Origin of the sequence: Rheinheimera sp. (assembly GCF_030690345.1) — a bacterium.
In the GTDB taxonomy this organism is placed as follows: Bacteria; Pseudomonadota; Gammaproteobacteria; order Enterobacterales; family Alteromonadaceae; genus Alishewanella.
This window is the reverse complement of sequence record NZ_JAUYGV010000001.1, coordinates 282352-307048: the sequence shown is the minus strand read 5'-3', so window position 1 is coordinate 307048 and position 24697 is coordinate 282352. Positions and strand designations below refer to the sequence as shown.

At 49.9% G+C, this 24697-nt stretch carries 28 protein-coding genes; 21 read left to right on the top strand and 7 right to left on the bottom strand.

Annotation, left to right across the window (positions count from 1 at the left end):
* Nucleotides 1-12: 12 nt before the first annotated feature.
* The 5 genes from Q8O77_RS01415 to ccoN form a co-directional block, all read right to left on the bottom strand.
* Nucleotides 13-498 carry a FixH family protein gene (locus Q8O77_RS01415; protein WP_305550964.1) on the bottom strand — a complete coding sequence of 162 codons (486 nt, stop codon included), beginning with the start codon at nucleotides 496-498 and terminating at the stop codon, nucleotides 13-15.
* A gap of 86 nt (nucleotides 499-584) precedes the next feature.
* Entirely contained in the window at nucleotides 585-1568 is a 984-nt protein-coding gene (gene ccoP / locus Q8O77_RS01410; protein ID WP_305550963.1) for a cytochrome-c oxidase, cbb3-type subunit III, read from the bottom strand.
* Nucleotides 1561-1740 carry a cbb3-type cytochrome c oxidase subunit 3 gene (locus tag Q8O77_RS01405; protein WP_173500741.1) on the bottom strand — a complete coding sequence of 60 codons (180 nt, stop codon included), beginning with the start codon at nucleotides 1738-1740 and terminating at the stop codon, nucleotides 1561-1563. Before Q8O77_RS01405 ends, ccoP begins: the two co-directional genes overlap by 8 nt.
* Before the next feature lie 5 nt (nucleotides 1741-1745).
* Nucleotides 1746-2357, bottom strand: coding sequence for a cytochrome-c oxidase, cbb3-type subunit II (ccoO, locus tag Q8O77_RS01400; RefSeq protein ID WP_305550961.1), 612 nt, complete (start codon nucleotides 2355-2357; stop codon nucleotides 1746-1748).
* Between the two features lie 10 nt (nucleotides 2358-2367).
* Nucleotides 2368-3795, bottom strand: a complete 1428-nt coding sequence (gene ccoN, locus Q8O77_RS01395) for a cytochrome-c oxidase, cbb3-type subunit I (protein WP_305550960.1) — start codon at nucleotides 3793-3795, stop codon at nucleotides 2368-2370.
* Nucleotides 3796-4157: 362 nt separating this feature from the next.
* On the opposite strand from ccoN, the gene Q8O77_RS01390 reads away from it, so the two are divergent.
* Together Q8O77_RS01390 and Q8O77_RS01385 are read left to right on the top strand one after the other, a co-directional pair.
* Nucleotides 4158-4463: a hypothetical protein gene (locus tag Q8O77_RS01390; protein WP_305550959.1), complete on the top strand. Its 306-nt coding sequence runs from the start codon at nucleotides 4158-4160 to the stop codon at nucleotides 4461-4463.
* A gap of 77 nt (nucleotides 4464-4540) precedes the next feature.
* The gene (locus tag Q8O77_RS01385; RefSeq protein WP_305550958.1) at nucleotides 4541-4735 is read left to right on the top strand and encodes a hypothetical protein; all 195 of its coding nucleotides are present in this window, start codon (nucleotides 4541-4543) and stop codon (nucleotides 4733-4735) included.
* Here the strand turns inward: Q8O77_RS01385 and Q8O77_RS01380 are convergent.
* Complete coding sequence (locus Q8O77_RS01380) at nucleotides 4732-5574, bottom strand: D-hexose-6-phosphate mutarotase (RefSeq protein ID WP_305550957.1); 843 nt, start codon at nucleotides 5572-5574, stop codon at nucleotides 4732-4734. The two genes, Q8O77_RS01385 and Q8O77_RS01380, sit on opposite strands and share 4 nt — an antisense overlap.
* 212 nt (nucleotides 5575-5786) lie before the next feature.
* The gene (gene gap, locus Q8O77_RS01375) at nucleotides 5787-6797 is read right to left on the bottom strand and encodes a type I glyceraldehyde-3-phosphate dehydrogenase (protein WP_305550955.1); all 1011 of its coding nucleotides are present in this window, start codon (nucleotides 6795-6797) and stop codon (nucleotides 5787-5789) included.
* Between the two features lie 209 nt (nucleotides 6798-7006).
* Between gap and malQ the strand changes: the two genes are divergently transcribed.
* From malQ to Q8O77_RS01280, 19 genes are all read left to right on the top strand, one after another.
* On the top strand, nucleotides 7007-9214 hold the full coding sequence (gene malQ / locus Q8O77_RS01370) for a 4-alpha-glucanotransferase (protein WP_305550953.1): 2208 nt from the start codon (nucleotides 7007-7009) through the stop codon (nucleotides 9212-9214).
* Nucleotides 9215-9305: 91 nt separating this feature from the next.
* The gene (gene glgB / locus Q8O77_RS01365; RefSeq protein WP_305550952.1) at nucleotides 9306-11492 is read left to right on the top strand and encodes a 1,4-alpha-glucan branching protein GlgB; all 2187 of its coding nucleotides are present in this window, start codon (nucleotides 9306-9308) and stop codon (nucleotides 11490-11492) included.
* Between the two features lie 95 nt (nucleotides 11493-11587).
* Nucleotides 11588-13648, top strand: a complete 2061-nt coding sequence (glgX, locus tag Q8O77_RS01360; protein ID WP_305550950.1) for a glycogen debranching protein GlgX — start codon at nucleotides 11588-11590, stop codon at nucleotides 13646-13648.
* 98 nt (nucleotides 13649-13746) lie between these two features.
* Nucleotides 13747-15276, top strand: a complete 1530-nt coding sequence (gene gndA, locus Q8O77_RS01355) for an NADP-dependent phosphogluconate dehydrogenase (RefSeq protein ID WP_305550948.1) — start codon at nucleotides 13747-13749, stop codon at nucleotides 15274-15276.
* Nucleotides 15273-16472 carry a formate-dependent phosphoribosylglycinamide formyltransferase gene (purT, locus tag Q8O77_RS01350; RefSeq protein WP_305550946.1) on the top strand — a complete coding sequence of 400 codons (1200 nt, stop codon included), beginning with the start codon at nucleotides 15273-15275 and terminating at the stop codon, nucleotides 16470-16472. The genes gndA and purT overlap by 4 nt, the downstream gene beginning before the upstream one ends.
* An 82-nt stretch (nucleotides 16473-16554) precedes the next feature.
* Nucleotides 16555-17307: a hypothetical protein gene (locus tag Q8O77_RS01345; protein WP_305550944.1), complete on the top strand. Its 753-nt coding sequence runs from the start codon at nucleotides 16555-16557 to the stop codon at nucleotides 17305-17307.
* Between the two features lie 118 nt (nucleotides 17308-17425).
* Nucleotides 17426-17695: a hypothetical protein gene (locus tag Q8O77_RS01340; protein ID WP_305550942.1), complete on the top strand. Its 270-nt coding sequence runs from the start codon at nucleotides 17426-17428 to the stop codon at nucleotides 17693-17695.
* A gap of 3 nt (nucleotides 17696-17698) precedes the next feature.
* Nucleotides 17699-18034, top strand: a complete 336-nt coding sequence (locus tag Q8O77_RS01335) for a DUF2147 domain-containing protein (RefSeq protein WP_305550940.1) — start codon at nucleotides 17699-17701, stop codon at nucleotides 18032-18034.
* A 30-nt stretch (nucleotides 18035-18064) separates the two neighbouring features.
* Nucleotides 18065-18490 (top strand): GNAT family N-acetyltransferase, encoded by a 426-nt coding sequence (locus Q8O77_RS01330; RefSeq protein ID WP_305550939.1) that lies wholly within the window; start codon nucleotides 18065-18067, stop codon nucleotides 18488-18490.
* Nucleotides 18491-18499: 9 nt separating this feature from the next.
* Nucleotides 18500-18904 (top strand): fosfomycin resistance glutathione transferase, encoded by a 405-nt coding sequence (fos, locus tag Q8O77_RS01325; protein WP_305550937.1) that lies wholly within the window; start codon nucleotides 18500-18502, stop codon nucleotides 18902-18904.
* A 55-nt stretch (nucleotides 18905-18959) separates the two neighbouring features.
* On the top strand, nucleotides 18960-19745 hold the full coding sequence (locus Q8O77_RS01320; RefSeq protein ID WP_305550935.1) for an alpha/beta fold hydrolase: 786 nt from the start codon (nucleotides 18960-18962) through the stop codon (nucleotides 19743-19745).
* Between the two features lie 49 nt (nucleotides 19746-19794).
* The gene (locus Q8O77_RS01315) at nucleotides 19795-20799 is read left to right on the top strand and encodes a hypothetical protein (RefSeq protein ID WP_305550933.1); all 1005 of its coding nucleotides are present in this window, start codon (nucleotides 19795-19797) and stop codon (nucleotides 20797-20799) included.
* Nucleotide 20800: 1 nt separating this feature from the next.
* Nucleotides 20801-21223, top strand: a complete 423-nt coding sequence (locus Q8O77_RS01310) for a hypothetical protein (RefSeq protein WP_305550931.1) — start codon at nucleotides 20801-20803, stop codon at nucleotides 21221-21223.
* Between the two features lie 34 nt (nucleotides 21224-21257).
* The gene (locus Q8O77_RS01305) at nucleotides 21258-21695 is read left to right on the top strand and encodes an N-acetyltransferase (RefSeq protein WP_305550929.1); all 438 of its coding nucleotides are present in this window, start codon (nucleotides 21258-21260) and stop codon (nucleotides 21693-21695) included.
* A 50-nt stretch (nucleotides 21696-21745) separates the two neighbouring features.
* Nucleotides 21746-22207: a hypothetical protein gene (locus Q8O77_RS01300; RefSeq protein WP_305550927.1), complete on the top strand. Its 462-nt coding sequence runs from the start codon at nucleotides 21746-21748 to the stop codon at nucleotides 22205-22207.
* Nucleotides 22208-22229: 22 nt separating this feature from the next.
* On the top strand, nucleotides 22230-22559 hold the full coding sequence (locus Q8O77_RS01295) for a hypothetical protein (protein ID WP_305550926.1): 330 nt from the start codon (nucleotides 22230-22232) through the stop codon (nucleotides 22557-22559).
* A gap of 33 nt (nucleotides 22560-22592) precedes the next feature.
* Nucleotides 22593-23000 carry a GFA family protein gene (locus Q8O77_RS01290; RefSeq protein ID WP_305550924.1) on the top strand — a complete coding sequence of 136 codons (408 nt, stop codon included), beginning with the start codon at nucleotides 22593-22595 and terminating at the stop codon, nucleotides 22998-23000.
* Nucleotides 23001-23174: 174 nt separating this feature from the next.
* Nucleotides 23175-23963: a Crp/Fnr family transcriptional regulator gene (locus Q8O77_RS01285; RefSeq protein WP_305550923.1), complete on the top strand. Its 789-nt coding sequence runs from the start codon at nucleotides 23175-23177 to the stop codon at nucleotides 23961-23963.
* 215 nt (nucleotides 23964-24178) lie between these two features.
* Nucleotides 24179-24697, top strand: a complete 519-nt coding sequence (locus tag Q8O77_RS01280) for a hypothetical protein (protein WP_305550922.1) — start codon at nucleotides 24179-24181, stop codon at nucleotides 24695-24697.

Genomic DNA, 24697 nt, shown 5'->3' with positions numbered 1-24697 from the left:
TTAGCCGCCTTGTCAGTAGCCAAGCTTAATTTCAGTGGTTGCCGGCAGTTGCAGCGTAGCCCGCAATTTCCAGTCTTTTGACGCATCAGACACTACCAATCGCCATTTACCGCTTGGGGTTAGCGGCAGGGTTGCTACGTATAGCAGCTCACCACTGCGCTCTGCATCCAGTGCGAAATCGCGATCGGCCAGGGTGGGGTGATAAAAGTCCAGGTGCAAAGTACCGTCGAGCACCGTGTTTTCTGCAAAGCGTACTACTGCCCGATTACCGGCTACCAGCACATGCGCTTCTAAGTTGCGCAGCTGTGCTTCGCGGTATTTAGCTAACTGCATATTAATAGCGCGGCCTGCTTTGTAGTAATCGTCAACCACCAAATCCGGTGAGTGCTGTTGCATTACTACTATCGTATGCACTGCTTTAAGCGCGGTAATTACCGGAATAGCAATTAAAATCCATGGCCACAGCTGCTTGTACCAGGGTTTTGTATCTTGCTGCATTACCACCTCACAAAACAACATAGCGTTACACAAACGCATAGAAAGAAGCCCCGAAACGGGGCTTATAAATTACCACTCAAGCCGGATTATTGCGCTGCAGCGCTTTGCTCCGGATGGGCCAGGCGGTAAACGTAGGCAGTAAGGATATGTACTTTATCCTCGCCTAAGGTTTGTTTAAACGCCGGCATTACACCGTAACGGCCTTTAGTCAGCGTTTCTTCCACTGCACCGGCAGAACCACCGTATAACCAAATATTATCGGTCAGGTTAGGCGCGCCAAACGGCAAGTTATGTGCCAGGCTGCCTTTGCCATCTGCACCGTGACAGGCCGCACAGAGGGCAAATTTAGCTTTACCGGCTTCTGCTTCGCGATCATTTACAGCGCGGCCGGACAGGCTTAACACATAGGCCGTCATTTCTTTAATGCCTTGCTCGCCTAACGCATCAAACCAAGCCGGCATTGCCGCTTTGCGGCCGTATAGCAAGGTTTCTTTGATTTTGTCCGGTGTGCCGCCGTATAACCAGTCATTATCCGTCAGGTTAGGGAAGCCCTGCTGACCGCGGGCGTCTGAACCATGGCACAGCGCACAGTTTTGCAGGAACAAACGCTGGCCGATTTTAATTGCATCATCGTCATACGCCAGGTCTAACACGTCGCGCTTGGCAAATTGCTGGAATACCGGCCCATAAATCTCATTAGCCCGCACCATTTCACGGTCCAGCTCTACGTTACGGCCTTCTTCCACGGCTTTTACTACCGCTAAACGTGACTCTTCCAGCGACTTAATACCCTGGTTAGAGCTGGTCCAGCCTAAAAAGCCTTTAAAGTTGCCTAAACCCGGGTACGCCGCCAGATAAAATACTGACCACACCAGCGTTAGTACGAACATATAAGTCCACCAACGCGGCAACGGGTTGTTAATTTCAGAGATACCGTCTACTTCGTGGCCGGTAGTTTGATCTTCAGGCACACCCACATAATTCTTCAGGTTCCAGGTCAGCAGTATTGCACAGCCGATCAACACCGGAAGGGTTAACACTATGATCCAAGCACTCCAAAAGCTACTCATGATCGGACTCCTGTTTGGTTTTCTGTTGCGCTTTTTGTTCGTCGTCAAACACTAAGTTTGCTGCCTGGTCAAAATCGGTTTTGCGCTTTTTGCTGTATGCCCAGATCACGAAGGCAATAAAACCGACAAACAAAATCACGGTAAAAATACTGTGTATCGTTGCGTATTCCATGGGCATTACTTCAGGTGTGTGCCAAGCGATTGCAAATAAGCAATCAGGGCCTGCATTTCAGTTTTACCCTGAACTGCACTTGCTGCGCCGGCGATATCTTCATCGCTGTAAGGCACACCGTAGCTTTGTAATACTTCCATTTTGCGTGCAGTGTGTTTACCGTCGAGCAGGTTTTTATCCAACCACGGGAAACCCGGCATATTAGACTGCGGCACCACAGAGCGTGGATCCATCAGGTGCGCATAGTGCCAGTCGTCACTGTAACGCTCACCAACGCGGGCCAGATCCGGACCGGTACGTTTGGAGCCCCACAGGAAAGGGTGATCCCATACGCTTTCACCGGCAACAGAATAGTGGCCATAACGTTCAACTTCTGCACGAAACGGCCGCACCATTTGGCTGTGACAGCCAACACAGCCTTCACGGACGTAGATGTCCCGGCCTTCTAACTGCAAAGCAGTATAAGGCACCATGCCATCTACCGGCTGAGTGGTTTCGTCCATAAAAAACAGTGGTGTAATCAGTACCAGAGTACCAAAGCTGATGGCCACGATACTGAGTATTGCCAGCAGACCAACGCTTCTTTCAATTTTGTCATGATGATTCTTGTTTGACATGATTTACCTCTTACGCTGCTGCTGGCACAGGTTGTAGTGATTCATCTTTAGCGCGCACTGTTTTGTAAACGTTGTACGCCATCAGCAACATACCTGCCACCACAAAAACACCACCGATAAAACGCATCAGGTAGAACGGCATTGACGCTTCCAGGCTTTGCACAAAGCTGTAGGTTAAGGTGCCGTCGGTATTCACTGCGCGCCACATCATGCCCTGAGTAATACCGGAGATCCACATTGCCACGATATACAGCACTACGCCGATAGTATGCAGCCAGAAGTGAGTGTTAATCAGTGAAATACTGTACATCCGGCCCTGGTTATACAGCACAGGGATTAAGTGGTAAATCGCACCGATAGAGATCATCGCTACCCAACCTAAAGCACCTGAATGCACGTGACCGATAGTCCAATCTGTGTAATGTGACAGCGCATTTACTGATTTAATCGCCATCATCGGGCCTTCGAAGGTCGACATACCGTAGAACGACAGCGACACAATTAAGAAACGCAGAATAGGGTCGGTTTTCAGCTTATGCCAGGCACCTGACAGCGTCATAATACCGTTGATCATGCCACCCCAGCTTGGCACAAACAGCACGACCGACATTACCATACCTAATGACTGCGTCCAGTCCGGCAGGGCGGTGTAGTGCAAATGGTGTGGGCCGGCCCAAATATACAGCGCTATCAGTGCCCAGAAGTGCACTATAGATAAGCGGTATGAATACACCGGACGACCGGCTTGCTTAGGAACAAAGTAGTACATCATGCCAAGGAAACCGGCAGTTAACAGGAAGCCTACCGCATTATGGCCGTACCACCACTGGATCATTGCATCCACAGCACCGGCGTAAATAGAATAAGATTTAAAGGCACTAACCGGAATCGCCATGCTGTTAACAATGTGCAGTGCTGCTACCGTCAAAATAAAGCTGCCCAAAAACCAGTTCGCCACATAAATATGGCTGGTTTTGCGTTTCACCAAAGTACCGAAAAATACGATGGCGTAAGATACCCACACCAGCGTAATCAGAATATCGATTGGCCACTCCAGTTCAGCATACTCTTTACTGCTGCTGTAGCCCATGGGCAAGGTGATCACGGCGGCAACAATTACAGCCTGCCAGCCCCAGAAGGTGAACATGGCCAGCTTTTCTGCAAACAACCGCACCTGACAAGTGCGTTGCACTATGTAATAGCTGGTGGCGAACAGGGCGCTGGTACCAAACGCGAAGATTACCGCATTGGTGTGTAAAGGACGAAGACGACTATAGGTCAACCAGGGCGTATCGAAGTTTAATGCCGGCCAATATAATTGGGCCGCGATTAACACGCCCACCGCCATGCCGATAATCCCCCACAAAATGGTGGTTAAGGCAAAGAGGCGGACAACGCGATAGTTGTAGTCAACATTTAACGATTTGGTCTGGCTCATGTTGAGTTCCGCTGCAGTTAGTGCTGGTTACTGATACAGGCTGTTTGCGCAGCCATTCTTGTTATAGGCAGGATAATACACCCAATGTTTGCAATGTTTTCCCTGCCAATTTGGGGCTGCATATTAAGGGTTTTACCCCTGAAAAGATAGGTAAAACAGCCCGTTTTATGATTTAGAACAAAGTCATTGCTCACTAAACAACCAAGTGTAGCCGCAGTTTGAAGCTTTTCATTAAAACCGCGTACAATACGGTAATATTCTGCGTTCACTGGTTGGTTATGCGGCTATTTTACCCGTTTCTGTTGGTGTTTATCTGCCTTGGTGGCTGTCAGCCAACGGATAAAGCACCCGTTTTATCTCTTATGTTGCTAAAAGACGCTGAGTTGCAATTGCAGCTTACGCCAGGCAATGCACCGGTAGAAACACCACTGCAATTGCAGTTAACAGCAAATAATGTAGTGGCTGTTAATGCCAATCTGACGGGTGTGTCGATGTATATGGGGCAAATACCGCTTCGGTTCAGTCAGCAGGGAGAGCTGTGGCAGGCAGAGTTTTTACTGGGGGCTTGCAGCGACCCGGACATGCTGTGGCAACTTGAGTTAGAACTGATTTTTGCCGATGGAGAAAAACGCACACTAAAACAACAGTTTCAGTCAAGTTGGCGTTAAAAAGCGAAATTACTGCTTGAGCTTTGCTTAAAAAATCGCCACTATCAGGCGGCAAAAAATAAGTTGGAGTTAAGCAAATGACCAGCGAGTTTGTACGCAATATCCACCTGGCAACCGCGCAGCACCTTAAGGATCAAGGTGCCGATGTATATGGCATTATCGAGCACTTTGAAAATGTGTTTATGCCAATGGATGAAGTTCCCGACCTGCTGGGGCAATTGGGTTACCCGCAGCAGGATCTGAAACAATTCTTAAAAGGCGTTGATTTTTAAAGCGCTTTAATTTGCTGGGTCAGCGCCAGCGTAGATGCGGCGCTGGACAGTCTTGCTGTTTCAACACAAATAAACTGCCGGTAACTGTCTGCTGTAAGATCTGCTATAGCAGCGCTTTTATCTTGCCACGGGTTCCACACTACTGTTGCATCATGACCTGTTTGTGTCAGTGCCAGTTGACTGCTGTCACTGTCTACTCTCAATTGTGCAGCACTGTCCGGATAAATGCGGTCGGTTTCGCTGGTTATCCGCACTACCTTGCTACCGTTTTGCTGCATGCTGTCGCTGACTTTATCATAGTAACTGTCCGGCAACGGCCGTACGGCAGCGCTCGCTATATTATCCAGTGCAAAATAACTATGTAAAGCAGCCTGTTGCGGCATCCGGCTATTGCAGCTTAACGCTATGCTCAGGCTGTCAGTTAAGGTCAAACAAAGTTGCAACTTAACGCTACCACTATGGTACGGCAGATTATCAAGCTCTGTCATCAGGGTTAGGCTGGCTGCAGTTGCACCGCTATGTTGCTGTATAAGTTGCCACAGCCGGTTACGCACCAAACCATGATTTGGCAAGGCGTCTTGCGCGGGGTTAAACGCTGCGCCTGCCGGGCCAAACCAGGGCCAGCATACCGGTACGCCACCGCGGATAGCGCCCTGGTTATGCCACTGCGCCTTGGGCGATAGCCACAGCAGTTCTTTACCGGGCTCTGGTTGATACGACAACACCTGAGCACCGTACAACGAAACGACAGCACTGGCGGTACCGTGTTGCAGTTTTATGCAGGGCAGGTCGGTTAAATGCGCAAAGCCGGTTTGCTTGCTAATAGCTGTCTCTAACATGCTGTTCTCCTGGCAGATAAAACTAAGCTCAAAGGCTGTGGAGCAGGTGTTCTTTCGTAACAGCGGCATGGACGCCGCGCAGGCTGAGACAGCACAGGGATGTGCTGTTGAAGGCGGTGAAGAAAGAATTTCCTGCTCTGCAGCTGTCACACCTGAACCTGTCATTAAACAAAACAGCCAGCATAAAGCTGGCTGTGTCAGGCTGCAACGTTTTAAGCGTGTTTCATAAACTCAACGGTGTTATCCAGCATACGGTTGCTGAAACCCCATTCGTTATCGTACCAGCTCATTACCTTAACCAAGCGGCCGTTTACACGGGTTTCAGTGGCATCGAAAATCGACGATTTCGGGTTGTGGTTAAAATCAACCGACACCAGCGGTAAATCGTTTACCGCCAGCACTTCTGCCATTACACCAGTTGATGCCGCTTTACGGATAATGTCATTTACTTCATCAATGGAGGTATTGCGACCGGCGATAAAGGTTAAATCGACCAGTGACACATTCAATGTTGGCACGCGCACCGCTAAGCCATCAAACTTACCCATCAGCTCAGGTACTACCAAACCTACAGCAGCAGCGGCGCCGGTTTTGGTAGGGATCATCGACATGGCCGCAGCACGGGCACGGCGCACGTCGGTGTGATATACATCGCTTAAGCGCTGATCGTTAGTGTAAGCATGAATAGTCGTCATCAGGCCGGATTCAATACCCAATACATCATTTAACGGCTTGGCAATCGGTGCTAAACAGTTAGTGGTGCAGGAGGCATTAGAGATAATGTTCATTTGCGGCGTTAAGATTTGCTGGTTTACGCCATAAACAATAGTGGCATCGACATCTTTGGCCGGCGCCGAGATAATCACTTTTTTCGCCCCGGCTTCTAAATGCGCGCCGGCAGACTTACGGTCAGTAAACAGGCCGGTACATTCCAGCACCACATCTACATTCAGTTGTTGCCACGGTAAGTTAGCCGGATTGCGCTCGCTTAGCGTAATAATTTCATCCTGGTTAACGTAAATGGCTTTGTCATTGTGCTCAACGTTGGCGGCGAAAATGCCATGCGCTGTGTCATACTTCAGCAGGTGTGCATTTATAGCAGCGTCACCCAGGTCGTTGATCGCTACCACTTTAATATCGTAATTTTTGCTGCTTTCATACAAAGCACGCAACACATTGCGGCCAATGCGGCCAAAGCCGTTAATCGCGACACGAATAGTCATATTAACCCCGTTAAATAGATGTTCTGAAAGTTTGCGAGATAAGTTGTGTAGTAAAATTACATTATTAACCGACTTTTTCAAGTTTAAAACGCTATAAAACCGTTATTTATGTAATTAAATGACATAAATGAACAATGACTTTAGCGCCAAGGCGGCCTAAAATGAGCCTTAGCGCACTGACAATCCTCTGACAATAAAAAGGAATTCCCATGGACGCCACCTTACTGGCTGAATTGATCGCATTTTGTGGCATTGAAACTGAATTTAATGATGCCTGGGGTAATCCGACCACCGTAAGTCAGCAAAACCAACTGGCATTACTGCAAGCGCAGGGCTTTGACACTGAAGATGACGACATAGCGGCACTGCAACTACTGCAGCGGCAATTGGATTTTTGGCAACAACCGTTGCAGGCGGTATCGGTGCAGCGCGAGGGCGAGCCGTTACAGTTGTTGCTGCAGGTAAACTTGGAGCAAGCCAACAGCGAGCTTTCACTTATCTTAACCAGCGAATGCGGCGACGAGCAGCACTTTAACCTGACGCCGGTAGAAGGCGAGCTGGTGCAGGTGGTGGTGCTGGATGAGGTGGAATATCATCAGTACCAACATTCGCTGAGCGCAACCCTGGCCGCCGGATATCACCAACTGCATTTAGCTGGCAGTGCCGTTACGCAAAAGCTGATAATTACCCCTGGCCGTTGTTATCAGCCGGAGGCGTTTGCAGATAAAAAACAGTGGGGCATAGCACTGCAACTGTATGCGCTGCGCTCAGAGCGCAACTGGGGTATAGGTGATTTTACCGATCTGGCTACTACTATAAAATATCTGGCTGCAGTTGGTGCTGACTTTATCGGGTTAAACCCGATCCATGCCTTGTATCCGGCGATGCCGGAAAGTGCCAGCCCTTACAGCCCCTCATCCAGACGTTGGCTGAATATCAGTTATATTGATGTCACGGCGATGCCGGGTTTTACCGCTTGTGCCCGTAGCCAAAGCCTGGTGAGCGCACCGGCTTTTCGCGCAGAGCTAAGCGCACAGCGCAGCAAAGACTATGTCGATTACAGCGGCGTAATGCAGTTAAAGCTGCCGGTAATGAAAAGCCTGTATCAGTGGTTTACTGAACAGAGCAAAACCGATAGTAAAAACGGCAGTAAAGCACTGGCAAAAGCTTTTAAGCAATTTAAGCTCGACGGCGGCGACAGCCTGCAACAACTGGCGTTGTATGATGCATTGCATGCGCATTTATACCAACAGGACAGCATGTATTGGGGCTGGCCGAACTGGCCTGAGCAATATCGTGAGCTGCAATCGGCAGCAGTGCAACAGTTTGCCAAACAGCACAAAGCTGAGCTGGATTTTTACTGCTACCTGCAGTTTATCGCGCAGCAGCAACTGGCGCAGGCGCAGCAAGTGGCCAAAGACGCCGGTATGTTGTTGGGGCTGTACCGCGATTTAGCCGTCGGTGTCAGCGAAGCCTCTACCGAAATTTGGGCTAACCCGCAACTGTACTGTCGTGATGCCAGTGTGGGTGCACCACCGGATCCGTTAGGCCCGGCCGGGCAAAACTGGGGCCTGCCACCTATGTACCCGTACCAGTTATATAAGCAGGGCTACCAGCCAATCATCGATTTACTGCGCGCCAATATGCAGCACGCCGGAGCTTTGCGTATCGACCATGTTATGGCACTGCTGCGGTTGTGGTGGGTGCCGAAAACGGCAGAAAACGCCGGCGGTGGCGCCTATGTGTATTACCCGCTGATGGACTTACTCGGCATTTTGGCACTGGAAAGCCAGCGCCATCAGGCGGTGATTATCGGTGAGGACTTAGGCACGGTGCCCGATGGTATTCGTGAGCTGTTAGCAGAGTACGGTGTGTATTCTTACCGCGTGTTTTTCTTTGAAACCGCCGCCGATGGCGGCTACATCTCACCGGCGCATTATCCGCAACAGGCAATGGCCACCTTAACTACCCACGATTTACCCACGCTGATTGGTTTTTGGCACTGCGAAGACTTGCGTTTGGGTAAAGAGCTGGGCCTGTATACCGACGAAGCGCAATTGCAGGGCTTGTATGCACAGCGCCATGCTAATAAACAGCGTATTCTGGACTCGTTGCACGGCCATGCTTTTCAGGGTGAAAGCATATTGCCGTTACATTATGAGCGCAGTGTCGACCATCTGGGCATGGACACCACACTTAACTATGCCATGCAGCGCCATTTAGCGGCCACATCAAGCCAGTTGCTATGCTTACAGCTCGAAGATGCGCTGCAAATGACGCAGCCGGTCAATATTCCCGGCACCAGTAGCGAATACCCGAACTGGCGGCGTAAGTTAAGCCAACCGATAGAGCAGTGGAGCCAAAACAGCGATATTTTACAGCTGTTTACTGACATTAGCGCACGTCGTAACGGTTAAGCCGGCACTTTGGCGTAAAAGGCCATCGCTATTGCGGCGCTGGCTGTTAAGGTAACAGCAAAAGCAACAGAAATAATAAAAGGGAGCCGTTATGAGTTTAGCGCTATTGCAACAGGTACAGTGTGCAGAACCGTTTTCGCTGCTGGGTTGGCAGCCACTTAAGGCCGATAGCCAGGTGGGGTTATGCCTGCGGGTGTATCTGCCACAGGCTACTGCCGTTAGCGCTGTCTCTGCCAAAAGCGGTAAAGTGTTAGGCGAGCTGAGCGCCCGTGCCGATCACGCCGGGGTGTTTGAGCTGGTGTTAGCCAAAAAACGCAAAGCTGAGCCTTATATTCTGCAGGTACACAGCGGCGGCTATCAATATCAGTTGTACGACCCGTACCAGTTTACCGACGAAGCCTTTTATGCCGTGCATTATGTCGCTAACCAGCCGGAAAACCTGTACCGCCAGTTGGGTGCACAGCTTATTACGCTGGATGTGGGTGGCAAACGCGTTACCGCCACTCGGTTTGCGGTGTATGCGCCAAACGCAGCTAATGTCAGCTTAATTGGCGATATGAACAGCTGGGATGGCCGTATTCACCCGATGCAGCGCACCCACTGTGGCCACTGGGTGCTGGTAGTACCGGAAGTGGCCGCCGGTGTGCGCTATAAGTTTGAAATAAAAGACAGCCAGGGTTTGCTGTTGCCGCACAAAGCCGACCCGATGGCGTTTTACGCCGAGCAATACCCATCGCATGCGTCTTTGGTGTACGACCATAACCACTATCAATGGCAAGATAAAGACTGGCGCGAGCGCAAAGCGGTTAATCCACTTAACAGCCCGATCAGCATATATGAGCTGCAGGCCGGCAGTTGGCGGCGTGGGGCAGATAACCTGCCGCTGAGTTACCGCGAGCTTGCCGCTGAACTTATTCCCTATGTACTGGATATGGGCTACAGCCATATTGAACTGATGCCGGTAATGGAGCATCCGTTTGACGGCTCCTGGGGTTATCAGCCGCTGGGTTTATTTGCGCCGACATCACGTTTTGGTACACCGGACGATTTTAAATACTTTGTCGATGCCTGCCACCAGGCCGGCATTGGCGTAATTCTGGATTGGGTTCCTGCGCACTTCCCGGAAGACGGCCACGGCCTGGCGCGTTTTGATGGCAGCCATTTATATGAGTACGAAGATCCGCGCCGCGGCTGGCACCCGGATTGGAACTCCTGCATTTATGATTACGGCAAAGATTATGTGCGCCAGTTTCTGATAGCCAGTGCGCTGTACTGGTTAGAGCATTTTCATATCGACGGCCTGCGCGTCGACGCGGTAGCGTCAATGCTGTACTGGGACTATTCGCGTAACGAAGGTGAGTGGATCCCCAATATCGACGGCGGCAATCATAATTACGAAGCCATCAGCTTGTTCCGTTGGTTTAACACTGAGGTGTACAGCAAGTTTCCGCAGGCGATGACTATCGCCGAGGAGTCAACTTCGTTCCCTATGGTATCGCGGCCGGTGGATATGGGCGGGTTGGGCTTTGGTTTTAAATGGAATATGGGCTGGATGAACGACAGTCTGCGCTATATCAGCAAAGACCCGGCCTACCGGCGCTACCACCATAACGATCTGACGTTTTCCATGGTGTACGCCTATAACGAAAACTTTATTTTGCCGCTGTCGCACGACGAAGTGGTGCACGGCAAGGGCAGTTTGTTAAATAAAATGCCGGGCGATGAATGGCAGCAAGCAGCCAACTTACGCGCTTATTACGCCTTTATGTTTGCGCACCCGGGCAAAAAGCTGAATTTTATGGGTAATGAGTTTGCCCAGGGCCGCGAGTGGAGCCACACGCAAAGTCTGGACTGGCATTTACTGGATTACGACAAACACCGTGGTATGCAGCAGCTGCTACGTGACTTAAACCATACCTATCGTCGCTGTGCGCCGCTGTATGAACTGGACTATAGCCACGATGGTTTTCGCTGGCTGGATCACCAGGATGCCGATAACAGCACCTTAAGTTTTCTGCGCCGTGACAGCCAGGGCAATGCAGTGTATGTGGTGTGCAATTTTACGCCGCTGCCACGCAACAACTTTTTACTCGGGGTAGAGCAGACCGGTGATTATGAGGTGATCCTCAATACTGACAGCGAATATTACTGGGGCAGCAATTACGCGGTTGGCACTGCGCTTAGCAGTGTGGCTGCAGAGTATCATGGCATGGCGCAGCATATTTGCCTGCAGTTACCGCCACTGGCGACACTGTACTTACGCAAAAAACTAACGTAAAACTTAGCAAAGCCCTTAGTTAGGCTGTTGGCAGAGCAGGTAGCAAAGCAGTTAGAAAAACCTGAGCGTAATCAATAACAGAGAAGCGGTAGGCTATGAGTAACCATATTCCGGTATTAAAGTTAGCTGTGGGTAAAGCATCGCCGTTGGGTGCACAGAGCAGCCAGGCGCCGGATGGCAGCACAGTATGGAATTTTGCCGTGTTCGCCCCGGATGCAACGGCCCTGATGCTGTGTTTATATCAGCCCGACACTGAAGAGCTGTTGGGTGAGCTGAGCTTTAATGCCCGCACCGGGGATATCTGGCATTTACAGGTCAGCGGCATTGCAAATGGCAGCCTGTATGCGTTAAAAGCCGACGGGCCGCAAAACCCGGATACCGGACTGGTGTTCGACGCCGGGCGCATTCTGCTTGACCCTTACGTAAAACAACTTAACCGCAGCTTAAGTTTTAACGAGCGTTTATACGCCGCTAAAAGCCACTATATGTTGGCCAAAGGCGTGCTGTCAGCACACAGTTTTGACTGGCAAGGCAGCATTAAACCGGCCATAGCACGGGAAAAAACCGTCATTTACGAAGCCCATGTTAAGGGCATGACCATGTTGCACCCCGACGTACCGCCAGAGTTGCGCGGTACCTATTTGGGCCTGTGCCATCCGGCGGTAATTAAACACCTGCAGCAACTGGGCATTACTACCTTGCAACTGTTGCCGGTAGCGGCGTTTTTAAGCGAGCCCAGGCTGAACAAGCTGCAGCTGAGCAATTACTGGGGTTATAATCCGGTAAGTTTTTTTGCCCCCGAGCCACGCTATCAGTACCGTGATGCGGTTACCGAGTTTAAAACCCTGGTGCGCAGTTATCATCAGGCCGGTATTGAAGTTATTTTAGATGTGGTGTTTAACCACACGGCAGAAGCGGGCGAGGATGGCCCGGTGCTGAGCTTACGCGGCTTGGCCAATAAGCATTACTACCTGTTTGAAAGCCATGCCGATATCACTGATTTTAGCCAGCACAGCAATTACACCGGCTGTGGCAATACCTTAAATGTGGCGCATCCGGCCGGGCAAAAGCTGGTAATGGATGCACTGCGTTACTGGGTAACCGAGATGCAGGTGGATGGCTTTCGCTTTGACTTAGCCACCACCCTGGCGCGCGAGCATAAACGCTTTAACCCCTATGCGGCTTTTTTTCAAATTATTGCCCAGGACCCGGTGCTGTCGCAGGTAAAACTGATTGCCGAGCCGTGGGATGTCGGCCCTATGGGCTATCAGCTGGGTCAGTTCCCGGCGCAGTGGTCAGAGTTAAACGACAAATGCCGCGACACCTTCCGCGCTTTTTGGCGCGGCGATAAAGGCGTGCTGCCGGAATTTACCACCCGGCTGCTTGGCTCGCGCGATATTTTCCAGAAACACCATAAACCCGCCTGCTGCAGCGTAAACTACTTAACCTACCATGACGGTTTTACCCTGCATGACCTGGTAAGTTACAAAGATAAACACAACTGGCTGAACGGCGAAGAAAACCGCGATGGCCACAGCCACAATCTAAGCTGTAACCATGGCGTGGAAGGCCAAAGCAAAGACGCTACTGTGCTGGCTAACCGCTATTTGCACAAGCGTAATCTGGTGGCCAGCCTGTTGCTAAGCCAGGGTATGATCCACTGGCTAGGCGGAGATGAGCTGAGCCACAGCCAGCGCGGCAATAATAATGCATATTGTCAGGATAACGATATCAGCTGGCTGGACTGGCACCTGGATAGCAATGAAGAAGACTTCCTGAACTTTGTCCGGCAAATGCTGGCTTTCAGGCGCAAATACAGCTGCCTGCAGCAATTATCGCTGCTTGATGACAGCTATCAGCTGCACGGCGATAAACACCAGATCCAGTGGTATCTGCCTGATGGCACAGAGAAACAACAACACGACTGGCACGACCCGGAGCGCTTTGGTTGTATGTTCCAAATCAGTAATAAGGCTGCCAAAGCCAGCTTGCTGTTTGTGTTTAATGCGTCGGCCAAAACCGTGGCGTTAACTCTGCCGCAGCGGCCCTGGCAATTATTGTTCGACACCAGCGTAGACAAAGGCCTGGCGCAAAGCCGCACGGTGAAATTACAACAGTATCAGCAGAATGCACACAGTATCTCGGTGTGGCAGTAGGTTTATCCGGCCCTTTTCAGTATAATGCGCGCCGTTCAGACGCTACTGCCCGGCTGTTTGGCGGCGCGTAACAGTGAAAAATAATGAAGGAATGTCAGATGACAGACACAGCTGCACTTTGTGATATCGGTTTTGTCGGCGCCGGTGTAATGGGTAAAAACCTGATCCTGAACCTGGCAGACAATGGTTACCGCGTTGCCGCCTTTGATCTGGACCACCAGAAACTGGAAGCCGTGCTGGCGCAGGATAAAGCCGAGCGTGGCGACAAACCGGCCCGTGTTATCGCCTGCAGCTCGTACACTGAATTACTGGCCCGGTTATCGGCACCGCACCTGGTGGTGTTATCTGTGCCGGCCGGCAAACCGGTGGATGATGTTTGTCATAAATTAATCGACGCCGGCATTCAGGCCGACGACATTATTGTCGATACCGGCAACAGCCTGTGGACCGATACGGTAGCGCGGGAAAAAGACTTCGAAGGCAAGTTTATCTTCTTCTCTACTGCCGTATCCGGCGGTGAAGTCGGTGCCCGGTTTGGCCCGTCACTGATGCCAAGCGGCGATCCGTACGCCTGGACGCGGATTAAACCGCTGTGGGAAGCCATTGCGGCTAAAGTTGATCCCGCCACCGGCAAACCAATAGAACGCTTTGAACCGGGTAACCCGGTTACCGAAGGCGAGCCTTGCGCCACCTACATTGGCCCAAGCGGCTCCGGCCACTATGTCAAAATGGTGCACAACGGCATTGAATACGCCGATATGCAGCTGATTTGTGAAGCCTACCAGGTGATGCGCGACATTCTTGGCATGCCGGCTGCTGAAATTGCCAGGGTATTTAAAGGCTGGAATGAAGGCAAGTTGCACAGCTATTTAATTGGCATCAGTGCCGATGTACTGGCCACCAAAGACTCGGAAACCGGCCTGCCGCTGGTCGATGTGATCATGGATAAAGCCGGCCAGAAGGGCACAGGGCTTTGGACAGCGGTCAGCAGCCTGCAGCTTGGCAGCCCGTCGCCGACTATTGCTGAAGCCGTGTATGCGAGGTCATTATCGGCACTGAAACACGAGCGGGTCAAAGCCGCTACGGTATTGGCCGGCCCGGCGCAAAACTTGATTTCGCCACAGCAAAAAGACGAGATTATTCAGGCCCTGCACGATGCACTGTACTGCGCCAAAATCTGTGTCTATGCCCAGGGCTTCCATTTAATGAAAACGGCGGCCGACGAGCATGGCTGGCAGCTTAACTTTGCTGAAATTGCCAAAATCTGGCGCGCCGGTTGTATTATCCGTGCGGTGTTTTTGCAATCTATTACCGAAGCGTACGAGCGTAACGACGAGCTGGAAAACCTGTTGCTGGATCCATTCTTTGCCAAACAAATTTCTGTTTATCAGCAAAACTGGCGTAAAGCCGTGGCCAACGCCACCCTGGCCGGTATTCCGGTGGCGGCGCTCAGCTCGGCACTGAGTTACTACGACTCGTACCGCACTGCGGTATTGCCGGCGAATTTACTGCAGGGCCAGCGTGACTATTTTGGTGCCCACACCTTTGAGCGTACCGACAAAGCTAAAGGCAAGATGTTCCATGTTGATTGGAGCAACCCGCAACGGCCAATGGTGAAAATAAAATGACCACACAGAACATCCAACATATAGGTACCCCTGGCACAGCAAGCAGCACTAAGGTGCTGTTATTAGGTGCCGGCGAGTTGGGCAAAGAGCTGTGCATTGAATTGAAACGCTACGGCTGTGAAGTTATCGCTGTAGACCGTTACCCCAATGCACCGGCAATGCAGGTGGCCGACAAAGCCGTAGTGATGTCGATGCTGGATAACGCAGCACTGCGCCAGTTAGTGATCAGCGAAAAGCCGGCCTTAATAGTACCGGAGCTGGAAGCCATAGCCACCTCGGTACTGATTGAGCTGGAAGACTGTGGTTTTAACGTGGTACCCAGCGCCAAAGCGGTAAACCTGACGATGAACCGCGAAGGCATTCGCCGTTTGGCCGCCGACGAGTTAAAACTGGCCACCTCGCCGTTTCAATTCGCCGGTGACAAAGACAGCTTTATCGCTGCCGTTAATGCTATCGGTTACCCTTGTGTGGTTAAACCGATAATGTCATCCAGCGGCAAAGGCCAAAGCGTACTGCGCTCTGCTGCTGAGCTGGATGCTGCCTGGCTGTACGCCCAGGAAGGCGGCCGTGCCGGTAAGGGCAGGGTTATCGTCGAAGGCTTTATCGACTTTGACTATGAAATCACCTTACTTACGGTAAATTCGCTGTCCGGCATTCAATACTGCGCCCCTATTGGCCATCGCCAGGAAAAAGGCGACTACCGCGAAAGCTGGCAGCCACAAGCGATGAGCGACAAAGCGTTGGCTACGGCAAAAGATTATGCCAAAGCGGTAGTGGAGGCCTTAGGCGGGCGTGGCTTATTTGGTGTTGAGCTGTTTATCAAAGGCGATGCGGTGTATTTCTCTGAAGTATCACCCAGGCCGCACGATACCGGGATGGTAACGCTGATATCGCAGCAGCTGAGCGAATTTGCACTGCACGCCCGCGCTATTTTGGGTTTGCCGATACCACAGATTAAACAATACGGCCCGGCTGCTTCGGCTGTGTTATTGGTGCCTGGTAACAGTGCCGACATTCAGTATCATGGTTTAGCAGAGGCTTTAGCTGAGCCGGATACCGAACTGCGTATTTTCGCCAAGCCGGAAGTACAGGGCGAGCGGCGTATGGGTGTCGCGCTGGCGTTAAGTGACAACGTTGAGCTCGCCACGCAAAAAGCGCTGAGCGTAATCAGCAAGCTTAAAGTGACACTGAAATAAAGTTGTTGGCTCATTTAGAAAAACCACCTGCGGGTGGTTTTTTTATACATTCTTACGCAGACAAATTAATACAGAGGGTGCTATGCAAAACTGCTTTATTCAATTTTCAACCAAGTGGTATTGCCGTCTGTTTATTGCTTTAGCGCAGTTTGTGGCGTTTGCAGCCCACGCCGAAATTTCTTATGAGCAGGAAGTAGCTGACTGCCGGAAGATTAGCAGTTTTGCTGCTGCCGGTGATAAATACTACAAACTAAATGAATATGCCAAAGCCAGAGCGCAATACGAACAGCAAGCTGCCTGGTCTGAAAGCTGTCAGTTAAGTGAGCAGAAAATCACAACGGCATATAACAATGTTGCGTTAACTTATATCCATGAAAAAAACTACCTGAAGGCCAGAGCATGGCTTGGTATAGCCGCGAACGACAAAAAGTCAGTGTTTAATCTGAATAAAATTAACAGCCAGATTGAAGCTGCAATAACACAGCAGTCTGGCACCGTAGAAGGCCAATATTGGCAATATGCCGGAAAGTCCTTGTGGAATATCTTCAGCATTAAGCAGAAAGAACAGCAATATGAGTTCAGTTTTGACGGCTACTACGCAGGTTTAATGGCCATGTACTACGGTCCTAATATGGGCTCTTTTTCTGCGCTGTTGCCTGTAAATAACGCAACTGCCCGCTATAACATGGCTGAAGCAAGCGATGGTGACTTTGACTGCATTTACCATTTTACTATCACAGACGCTGAGTTAATTGTAGAGCGCGAAGCCGGAACCTCATGTGGTTTTGGCCACAATGTCTCGGCTGAAGGCACGTATTTGAAAGTTGAGTTCTAGTCGGTCGCTTGATGAGCGCAAGTGTGTATGTTGCTGGCTATAAACAAGTTGTTCACTTTGCAAATGAAATCCATTAGCATCAAAGCCTGTTCGCAATAATCAAAACAGGCAAAGCGGTATGCAACAACAAAAGCAACAGCGCGTAAAAGACATAGATAAGCAGATCATAAAAATCAGCCTTATCGAAACCCCCGGCAGTATTTTGTTTGGCGTAGGGCTTTACAGTAAGTTTGTTGGCACTGATGCACCAATACTACCGTTTTTGCGGGATCAGGCAGTCGTTAACTCTATCATCGTTATCGGCGCCGCCATTATGCTGTGGGGCACTTATAAAATATTAATGCTCAAGCTGGAGAAATCCCGCCTGCAAAAAGCGTCGGAGGTTTAACCATTGGCGCATATTCTAAAGCTTCTCGCGCTGGTTTTCGTTTTCAGCACCATGGCCGCTGATATTTCCGGCGTCTGGAAACATGCCGATAAACCGGCATGGCTAAACGTAAATATGCAAACCGGTGTTGTTACTGTGCAGCGACATGATAATGCACCAGGCGCAGTAGGCCTGACGGTCATCAAAGATCTCAGCGCATCACCGCCAATCTGGAGCGGCAAAATGTACGCAGCAGAGCAGGGTGACTATGTAGCGGTGTCGCTGGAGCTAAAAGATGACCAGACATTGATAGTCGTTGATGCCGATGCTGTTGAAATACTCAGATTAACAAGGCCGTAAGTCCAATGATTGTCATGACAGGGAGAGCAGATGCAGCAAATAACTATCAGCGATGATAAATCACGGCTGGATATTGGCAAAATTCATCATTTTCTCAGTACGCAAAGCACTTGGGCCAAAGGCATTTCGCTGGATATTGTACGGCGCAGCATTGCGCATTCGGTGTGTTTGGGGGCTTATATCACAAACCAGCAAGTAGGTTTTTGCCGCATTATTACTGATCAGGCGACCTTCGCAAATCTGGTGGATGTTATTGTTTGGCCGGAGTATCGCGCTCAGGGTATAGCAGCAAAGTTGATGACAGCGGTACTGCAACACCCCGGCGTAGCGGATGTGCGCCGTTTTACCCTGGCTACGTCGAATGCGCACGGTTTATACGCCAAATTTGGTTTTACTGCACTCAACAAGCCGGAGAGTTTTATGGAAATTTACCGGCCGGATGTTTATGTAACTTAGGGAATTTAAATGCTTCAGGGACTAAACCATATCACCATTGCTGTTAGTGACTTAGAGCGCTCGATGGCGTTTTACACTGAGCTGCTTGGTATGAAAGCTCATGTGCGCTGGGATGCCGGTGCCTATCTCAGCCTTGGTGATGTCTGGTTTTGTTTATCTTCTGATAACCCTATGCCCGGCCTTGATTATTCCCATATTGCTTTAGATGTCGCAGAGCAGGACTTCACCGAATTTACGGCAAAACTGCGCCAGGCAGCGGTACCGGAGTGGCAGCAAAACAGCAGTGAAGGGCAATCGGTTTACTTTCTCGACCCGGACGGCCATAAGCTGGAAGCTCATTGCGGTAGTTTGCAAACACGGTTAGATGCATTAAAACAAAAGCCATATTCCGGCTTGGTATGGTTGTCAGAGTAAATATTCGGAGAGTAGATTGATTTCTAGATTAAGGTTCTACGCGCTTTGCTGCTTTATGCTTTCAGCTTTTGTATCGGCGCAAGACACCAGACTTGTCACTGTCGATAACATCAAGCTCGAATATATTGATATCGGCGCGGGTGATTACACCTTACTGGTGGAATCAGGCGTAGGGATGGGGGTTGGTTACTGGCAGCCTTTGTTAGCGGATTTGGCCAAGCTGAATGTCAGAACCATTGTTTACTCCAGAGCCGGTAATGGCCAGTCTGGCAGTGTTGATGATATCTCACTGCAGGCGTCGAATAACCGCCTTGCTCAACTACTAAAAATTATCAAGGCTGACGATAACAAACTCATACTGCTTGGGCATTCTTTTGGTGCTTTGCATGTGCGCACTTTTGCCGGCAGCCACCCTGAGAAGGTTGCCGGTATTGTGTTGCTTGACCCGAGCCATGAAGGTTTTCATAACGCACTTAGTGCGTTAGATAAAGATTGGGCAGACAGAGATAATTCCCGTCTCAATAAGATGTTGCAACAACAACCGGAGTGGCAGCAACTGCAACAGCTTTATCACAGAAATGCCGTGGCTGATAGCGATTTCACCCAAGAGCTGCCGGCTGTGTTGGTAACGTCATCCCGGTTAAATGAGAGCAATTGGTGGATTGGCCATAGTCCGCAAGGCAAAAAAGTTTGGCGGCAATTACATGCATCCTTGATTGATAAAAACCCAAATGCTGTGCATTTTGTTACCGATAAGTCTGGCCATAATGTGCCGTTAGACGATAAGGCGTTAACGCTTAAAGCGATTGATACGATGTTGCTTATGCTAAGTGCGGGTTAGCTCGTTAGCGACTAAAAGCATGCTGAATAAATCGCATATTGGAGCGTGAATGAATATCACTGTTAAGGAAAAATTACCTCTGCTGTTTCTGCTGGCTATATCGCTTAGCTGGGGCTTTTATTATCAGGGTGAGCATTGGCTTAATAACTACAGCGCTGGAAACTTTGAATGGTTGTTTTTGCTGGATGCTCTGCTGGTATTGCCGCTGTTGTGTTTTGTTTGTATTAAAGATAAAAAGCAAGCGGCGGTTAAAGCGGCATTACTGTGTGGCATAGCGGTTTTGGTAGGCAGTTACATTATTCCGGCGCAAAGTAAATTTATCTGGCACTACCTTGAGTCCGGCCGCTATCTGCTGCTTGCATTTATCCTGCTGTTCGAACTTGTTGCGATGCTGACGGTGTATCTGGCTATCAGTGCAGCTTTGCGACAGAAATCGGAACCGGAGCTGGCTATATCAAAACCGATACATCGCCTGTTAGGTAAAGGTGTAACGGCCGGATTACTTGAGTTTGAAACCAGAATTTGGACCTACGCTTTATTCGCAAAGCATATTAGTCCGGCACAGTTTCACGGTGAACAGCATTTTAGCTATCACCTGAAAGATGATGCTAAAACTAATGCCCTGGGCTTTATTTTGCTTATTGCATTGGAAATTCCGCTGGTCCATCTGCTGCTGCACTTTACCTGGTCGCCACTTGCGGCGAATATTGTCAGCGGATTAACTCTGCTTAGTTTGGTTTTCTTTATTGCTGAATATCGCGCTATGGCAAGAAGGCCACTATCAGTGGACAAAAAAAATCTGTACATCCGCTTCGGTATTTACAACACGCGGGTTGTAGCACTGGACAACATTGCCGGTGTAGCGCTCCACCGTAGTTATATTGCAAGAGGCGCTGACAATAAACGATACAACTTTGCAGGCCATCCTAATGTCGCTATCGAGCTGCGACAATCAGACAACACTATTAAACATCTGTATTTAGGTGTAGACCAACCGCAGGCGTTTATCGACTGCCTTCAGTTTTACATACAAAACAACCAAAGGAATGAATAACGTGCAAGATTCAATATGTAAAGCTTCGCTGCTGGTGTCAGCTTTGTTGTTATCGGCCTGTGCCACTAAGCCTGCTGCGCCAGAGCCGGTGGTGCAAGCAGTTGCGCAAATTCCTGCGCCGGCGAAGGTTATCAAAAAAACGGTATACACCGGCCAACCTTACACACCGCAGTTATGGTCCGGCCATAAAGTACTTACCTTGTCTGCACAGCAATGCGCGGCGAAAGGCAAAGCGGTGCTTGAAACCATGCAGTTTGGCTCTGTGGTGCAAAACGGCAACTATGTGTACGGCAACCACCTGCAAAATCGCGCTGCGGTTAAATGTGTAGCACTTGATAATGGCAGTTTTGTTTATGTGGCCGTTGCGGGGAAGACGAAAAAGGCTGTTGAAGCGCTGCGCAACGAGATTGTCTGGCAGTTTTAATTAATGGATATTGTCTATTTTACAAGGAGTAATAGTGAGCATTTCGTTGCGTGAAGTAAACCGGCAAAACTATGAAGCGGTGTGTGAGCTTGAGGTTACCACTGAGCAAGAGCCTTACGTAGCTTGCAATATGTGGTCTTTGGTGGAGGCTGCTTATAACGAAGGCCACAGCTGCAGGGCCATTTACCAGGCAGAGCAGCCGGTGGGATTTTTTATGTGGGTAAAAGAAACGCCGGAGCTTATATCTATCTGGCGTTTTATGGTTGATAAACAACATCAGCAACAAGGTATTGGCCGCGAGGCTATGGCGCTGGCGTTAGCAGAAATCAAGCAAGATGCTGATATTAAACAGATTGAAATTTGCTACAACCCGCAAAACCCGGTAGCTAAAAGCTTTTACAGCAGCTTTGGTTTTATTGAGCAAGGGCTGGATGATGAAGGCGAAGATATGCTGGCGCTAATTACGCTATAAAAGGTTTTTTACACCAGCAGGCAAATGTAAGGCTACTAACGGAGACTAATGTGACTTTACTTAAGCAGAACGGGCTTTGTGCGGCCAAGCCATATGTATATGCCGTATTGGCGTTGCTATTGCTGCTATCCGGCTGCACGGTAAAGCTGATTAGCAGCTATGATGAAAAAACCGACAATGCCGTCACGGCGCTGCAAAAAGACGTAACGCTGTTTTTTATCACGGTACAAAGCCAGGCCGGATCGCCGGAGTGTGGTTACAGCAACCATATTGGGTTTTATCAGCAGGCTAAAGTCGATCTCAGTGCCATAGCGGTGCGAAGCAAAGCCATTGCTGATAACGAGATAACCGTGGAGCAGGTAGAGCTGTTGCAAGACAGCCTGACTGCTTTGGAGCAGTTGCATCAGTTGGGTTGTTTTACGCCAAGCCAGGTAGATAACCTGCGCAGCAGCTTTGACAGCAGTATCACCGCCATTTTAAAACTTGAACTGGCGAAAAAGCGCGGCCAATAACCGGTTAGATTAAGGAAATAGCATGAGCTTAAATGTGGCAGAACTCAGCGCTACTATGCTGCAGGCGTTTAACAGTGAACTGTCGGATAAATGGCCCGACATTAAAGACTATGCCGCTGTGGAGGCCAAAAAGCTGGCTGAAAACCTGGTGATGATAGAGCGCTTACAACTGGCCGGCGAAATTACCCCGCAGCAAGCCAGGCTGCATCATCAGATCCAGCGCAATGCCACACGCACCGTGTTGCTTACGGTTACCGGGCTAAGCCGTGTGGCGGTGGAGCAAGCGATAAACGCGGCGATGGATGCGCTCAGAGACAGCGTAAATGGCGCTTTGAATTTCAGCTTACTTTAACAAACTCATTCAGTACTTTATAAGGGAGTAAATATGTACAAGGGCGCCTGTCTATGTGGTGAAGTCGCAGTTGAAATTAACGGGCCAATCAGCAGTATTATTCATTGCCACTGTTCGCTGTGCCGTAAATCCAGTGGTACGGCTTTTGCCACCAACGGCTTTGTACAAAGCACAGATTTTGCAGTAGTAAAAGGCGCAGCAAGCTTAAGCCAATTTTCCTTTAAACCCGGCCGGCTGCGGCATTTTTGCCGTAACTGCGGCTCGCCGGTATACAGCAGTAATGCAGACGACCCAGCGCGTATCCGCATCCGGCTGGGCATCTTAAACAGCGATATCAGCGAGCGGCCGCTATCACATAACTTTTACAGCTCCAAAGCCAATTGGGAAGATTTAGACGCTAACTTGCCGCGCTATGATAGCTTTGAACCCGGCCGCAGCTGAAATTAGCAGCCCGGTCGCTTTATTGTGTTATGTTAACAACTTAAGTTCATATCAAGTACCACAACACTATGCTTGCGCGCTACCGCACCGAAACCGTGCCGGGTAGGGTGTATGCTCAGCTGACGTTAGCCTTAGCCGGTTCGTGATCAATACGCCAATGTAGCGAGGATTTGTATGTCAGTAAAACCCCAACCGCATCCGCAGCAGAATCATCTGTTGGCAGCATTGTCGCCGGAGGTGCAGGCACGGCTGTTTCCGCATTTGGAATTGGTGCCGCTGCCGCTGCGGGCCTTAATGTACGAGTCCGGCCGCGCTATGGCACACGTGTATTTTCCCACCGACTCTATAGTGTCCTTGCAATATATGATGGAAAACGGCGCCTCGACAGCAATTTTGGTGGTGGGTAATGAGGGCTTACTCGGCATTTCGTTATTTATGGGCGGCGAGAGCACACCCAGCCGATCTTTGGTGCAAAGTGCCGGTTTCGCTTACCGCCTGCCCAGGCATCTGGTGAAAGAAGAGTTTAACCGTCACGGCCAGTTGCTGCTACTGATGTTGCGTTATACCCAGGCGCTGATCACGCAGATGGCACAAACAGCGGTGTGCAACCGGCACCATTCGATAGATCAGCAGCTGTGTCGCTGGTTACTGCTGTCGATGGACCGGTTGTCGCATAATCATCTGACCATGACGCAGGAATTTATCGGTAATATGTTGGGAGTGCGGCGTGAAGGCGTTACTCAGGCCGCGTCTAAATTGCAGCAATTGGGCGCTATATCTTATTCGCGCGGTTTAATTAAAGTGTTGGATCGCGCCAGGCTTGAAGCACTCAGCTGCGAATGCTACGGTGTGGTAAAAAAAGAAACCGACATTCTGTTGCCTTATCTGACTCAGCGACAGGTGCTCAAGGATGCGGCTGTTATTCCGGTAGCAACGCTGCCAACAAGGGCCGCCGGCACTTAGAGAGCGGCAAAATGGCTATCAGCATAGAAAACGGCCAACATTATTATGATTTTGATTACAACTTAAAGCCTTGATCTAACTTACTGCCGTGGGCAGTAAGTTTCGCTATTGACATCAGGATCAATTGCATACAACTAAATTAGCAGCTATAAAAGAACTACTCACTGAGTATTAAAGTTGTTAAGGTAGTAATACTGCTGTCATGGAGATGCAAAATGATAACAATGCGATGGATCCTGCTGCTGTGCGTCAGTTTAATATCATTACCGCTGTTAGCAAAAACCGGTATCAGTTTTAATACTGAACAAAATAAACTCTGCTGGCGCATGATAGAACAAAAAGCACCCGGCCATTGCCGCCTGCATTTTAGTGGCGTAAGCGCGCCAGCCGGCAACCAATTTGCCGACCGTGAGCAGGTATCACGTGCCTTTAGTGATTACCTTAGCGTACGCAAAGATTTCCCTACCTCTTTTCAGCAGTTAGAATTTGCGCTGCAATTTTTTTACTACAGCTTAGAGCGTTTTCCGGTACGCGACAGCCTGAATTTTATCCGCAGCAATGACGGCACTATTCAACTGAGTATGAGTATCCGCACCTCAAACACCGGCGGCTACAGCTTTGTATTGGCCGACAGCGACGCACAAATCCGGCAAATCATGGCTACGCTGCAAAATGATAACGCGGCCAAAGCCAGCAATTATCATCGTACTATCGCTAAATTGTTTGCCGATTAA

Excerpts from the sequence above, each read along its gene's own strand:
- Q8O77_RS01330 (WP_305550939.1), top strand. The coding sequence starts at position 18,065 with ATGCAGCAAATAACTATCAGCGATGATAAATCACGGCTGGATATTGGC.
- Q8O77_RS01345 (WP_305550944.1), top strand. The coding sequence starts at position 16,555 with ATGCAAAACTGCTTTATTCAATTTTCAACCAAGTGGTATTGCCGTCTG.
- glgX (WP_305550950.1), top strand. The coding sequence starts at position 11,588 with ATGAGTAACCATATTCCGGTATTAAAGTTAGCTGTGGGTAAAGCATCG.
- Q8O77_RS01315 (WP_305550933.1), top strand. The coding sequence starts at position 19,795 with ATGAATATCACTGTTAAGGAAAAATTACCTCTGCTGTTTCTGCTGGCT.
- purT (WP_305550946.1), top strand. The coding sequence starts at position 15,273 with ATGACCACACAGAACATCCAACATATAGGTACCCCTGGCACAGCAAGC.
- gap (WP_305550955.1), bottom strand. The coding sequence starts at position 6,797 with ATGACTATTCGTGTCGCGATTAACGGCTTTGGCCGCATTGGCCGCAAT.
- glgB (WP_305550952.1), top strand. The coding sequence starts at position 9,306 with ATGAGTTTAGCGCTATTGCAACAGGTACAGTGTGCAGAACCGTTTTCG.
- ccoO (WP_305550961.1), bottom strand. The coding sequence starts at position 2,357 with ATGTCAAACAAGAATCATCATGACAAAATTGAAAGAAGCGTTGGTCTG.
- fos (WP_305550937.1), top strand. The coding sequence starts at position 18,500 with ATGCTTCAGGGACTAAACCATATCACCATTGCTGTTAGTGACTTAGAG.
- Q8O77_RS01405 (WP_173500741.1), bottom strand. The coding sequence starts at position 1,740 with ATGGAATACGCAACGATACACAGTATTTTTACCGTGATTTTGTTTGTC.
- Q8O77_RS01290 (WP_305550924.1), top strand. The coding sequence starts at position 22,593 with ATGTACAAGGGCGCCTGTCTATGTGGTGAAGTCGCAGTTGAAATTAAC.
- Q8O77_RS01385 (WP_305550958.1), top strand. The coding sequence starts at position 4,541 with ATGACCAGCGAGTTTGTACGCAATATCCACCTGGCAACCGCGCAGCAC.
- gndA (WP_305550948.1), top strand. The coding sequence starts at position 13,747 with ATGACAGACACAGCTGCACTTTGTGATATCGGTTTTGTCGGCGCCGGT.
- Q8O77_RS01295 (WP_305550926.1), top strand. The coding sequence starts at position 22,230 with ATGAGCTTAAATGTGGCAGAACTCAGCGCTACTATGCTGCAGGCGTTT.
- Q8O77_RS01320 (WP_305550935.1), top strand. The coding sequence starts at position 18,960 with ATGCTTTCAGCTTTTGTATCGGCGCAAGACACCAGACTTGTCACTGTC.
- malQ (WP_305550953.1), top strand. The coding sequence starts at position 7,007 with ATGGACGCCACCTTACTGGCTGAATTGATCGCATTTTGTGGCATTGAA.
- Q8O77_RS01340 (WP_305550942.1), top strand. The coding sequence starts at position 17,426 with ATGCAACAACAAAAGCAACAGCGCGTAAAAGACATAGATAAGCAGATC.
- Q8O77_RS01380 (WP_305550957.1), bottom strand. The coding sequence starts at position 5,574 with ATGTTAGAGACAGCTATTAGCAAGCAAACCGGCTTTGCGCATTTAACC.
- Q8O77_RS01285 (WP_305550923.1), top strand. The coding sequence starts at position 23,175 with ATGTCAGTAAAACCCCAACCGCATCCGCAGCAGAATCATCTGTTGGCA.
- ccoP (WP_305550963.1), bottom strand. The coding sequence starts at position 1,568 with ATGAGTAGCTTTTGGAGTGCTTGGATCATAGTGTTAACCCTTCCGGTG.
- Q8O77_RS01415 (WP_305550964.1), bottom strand. The coding sequence starts at position 498 with ATGCAGCAAGATACAAAACCCTGGTACAAGCAGCTGTGGCCATGGATT.
- ccoN (WP_305550960.1), bottom strand. The coding sequence starts at position 3,795 with ATGAGCCAGACCAAATCGTTAAATGTTGACTACAACTATCGCGTTGTC.
- Q8O77_RS01280 (WP_305550922.1), top strand. The coding sequence starts at position 24,179 with ATGATAACAATGCGATGGATCCTGCTGCTGTGCGTCAGTTTAATATCA.
- Q8O77_RS01390 (WP_305550959.1), top strand. The coding sequence starts at position 4,158 with ATGTTGCTAAAAGACGCTGAGTTGCAATTGCAGCTTACGCCAGGCAAT.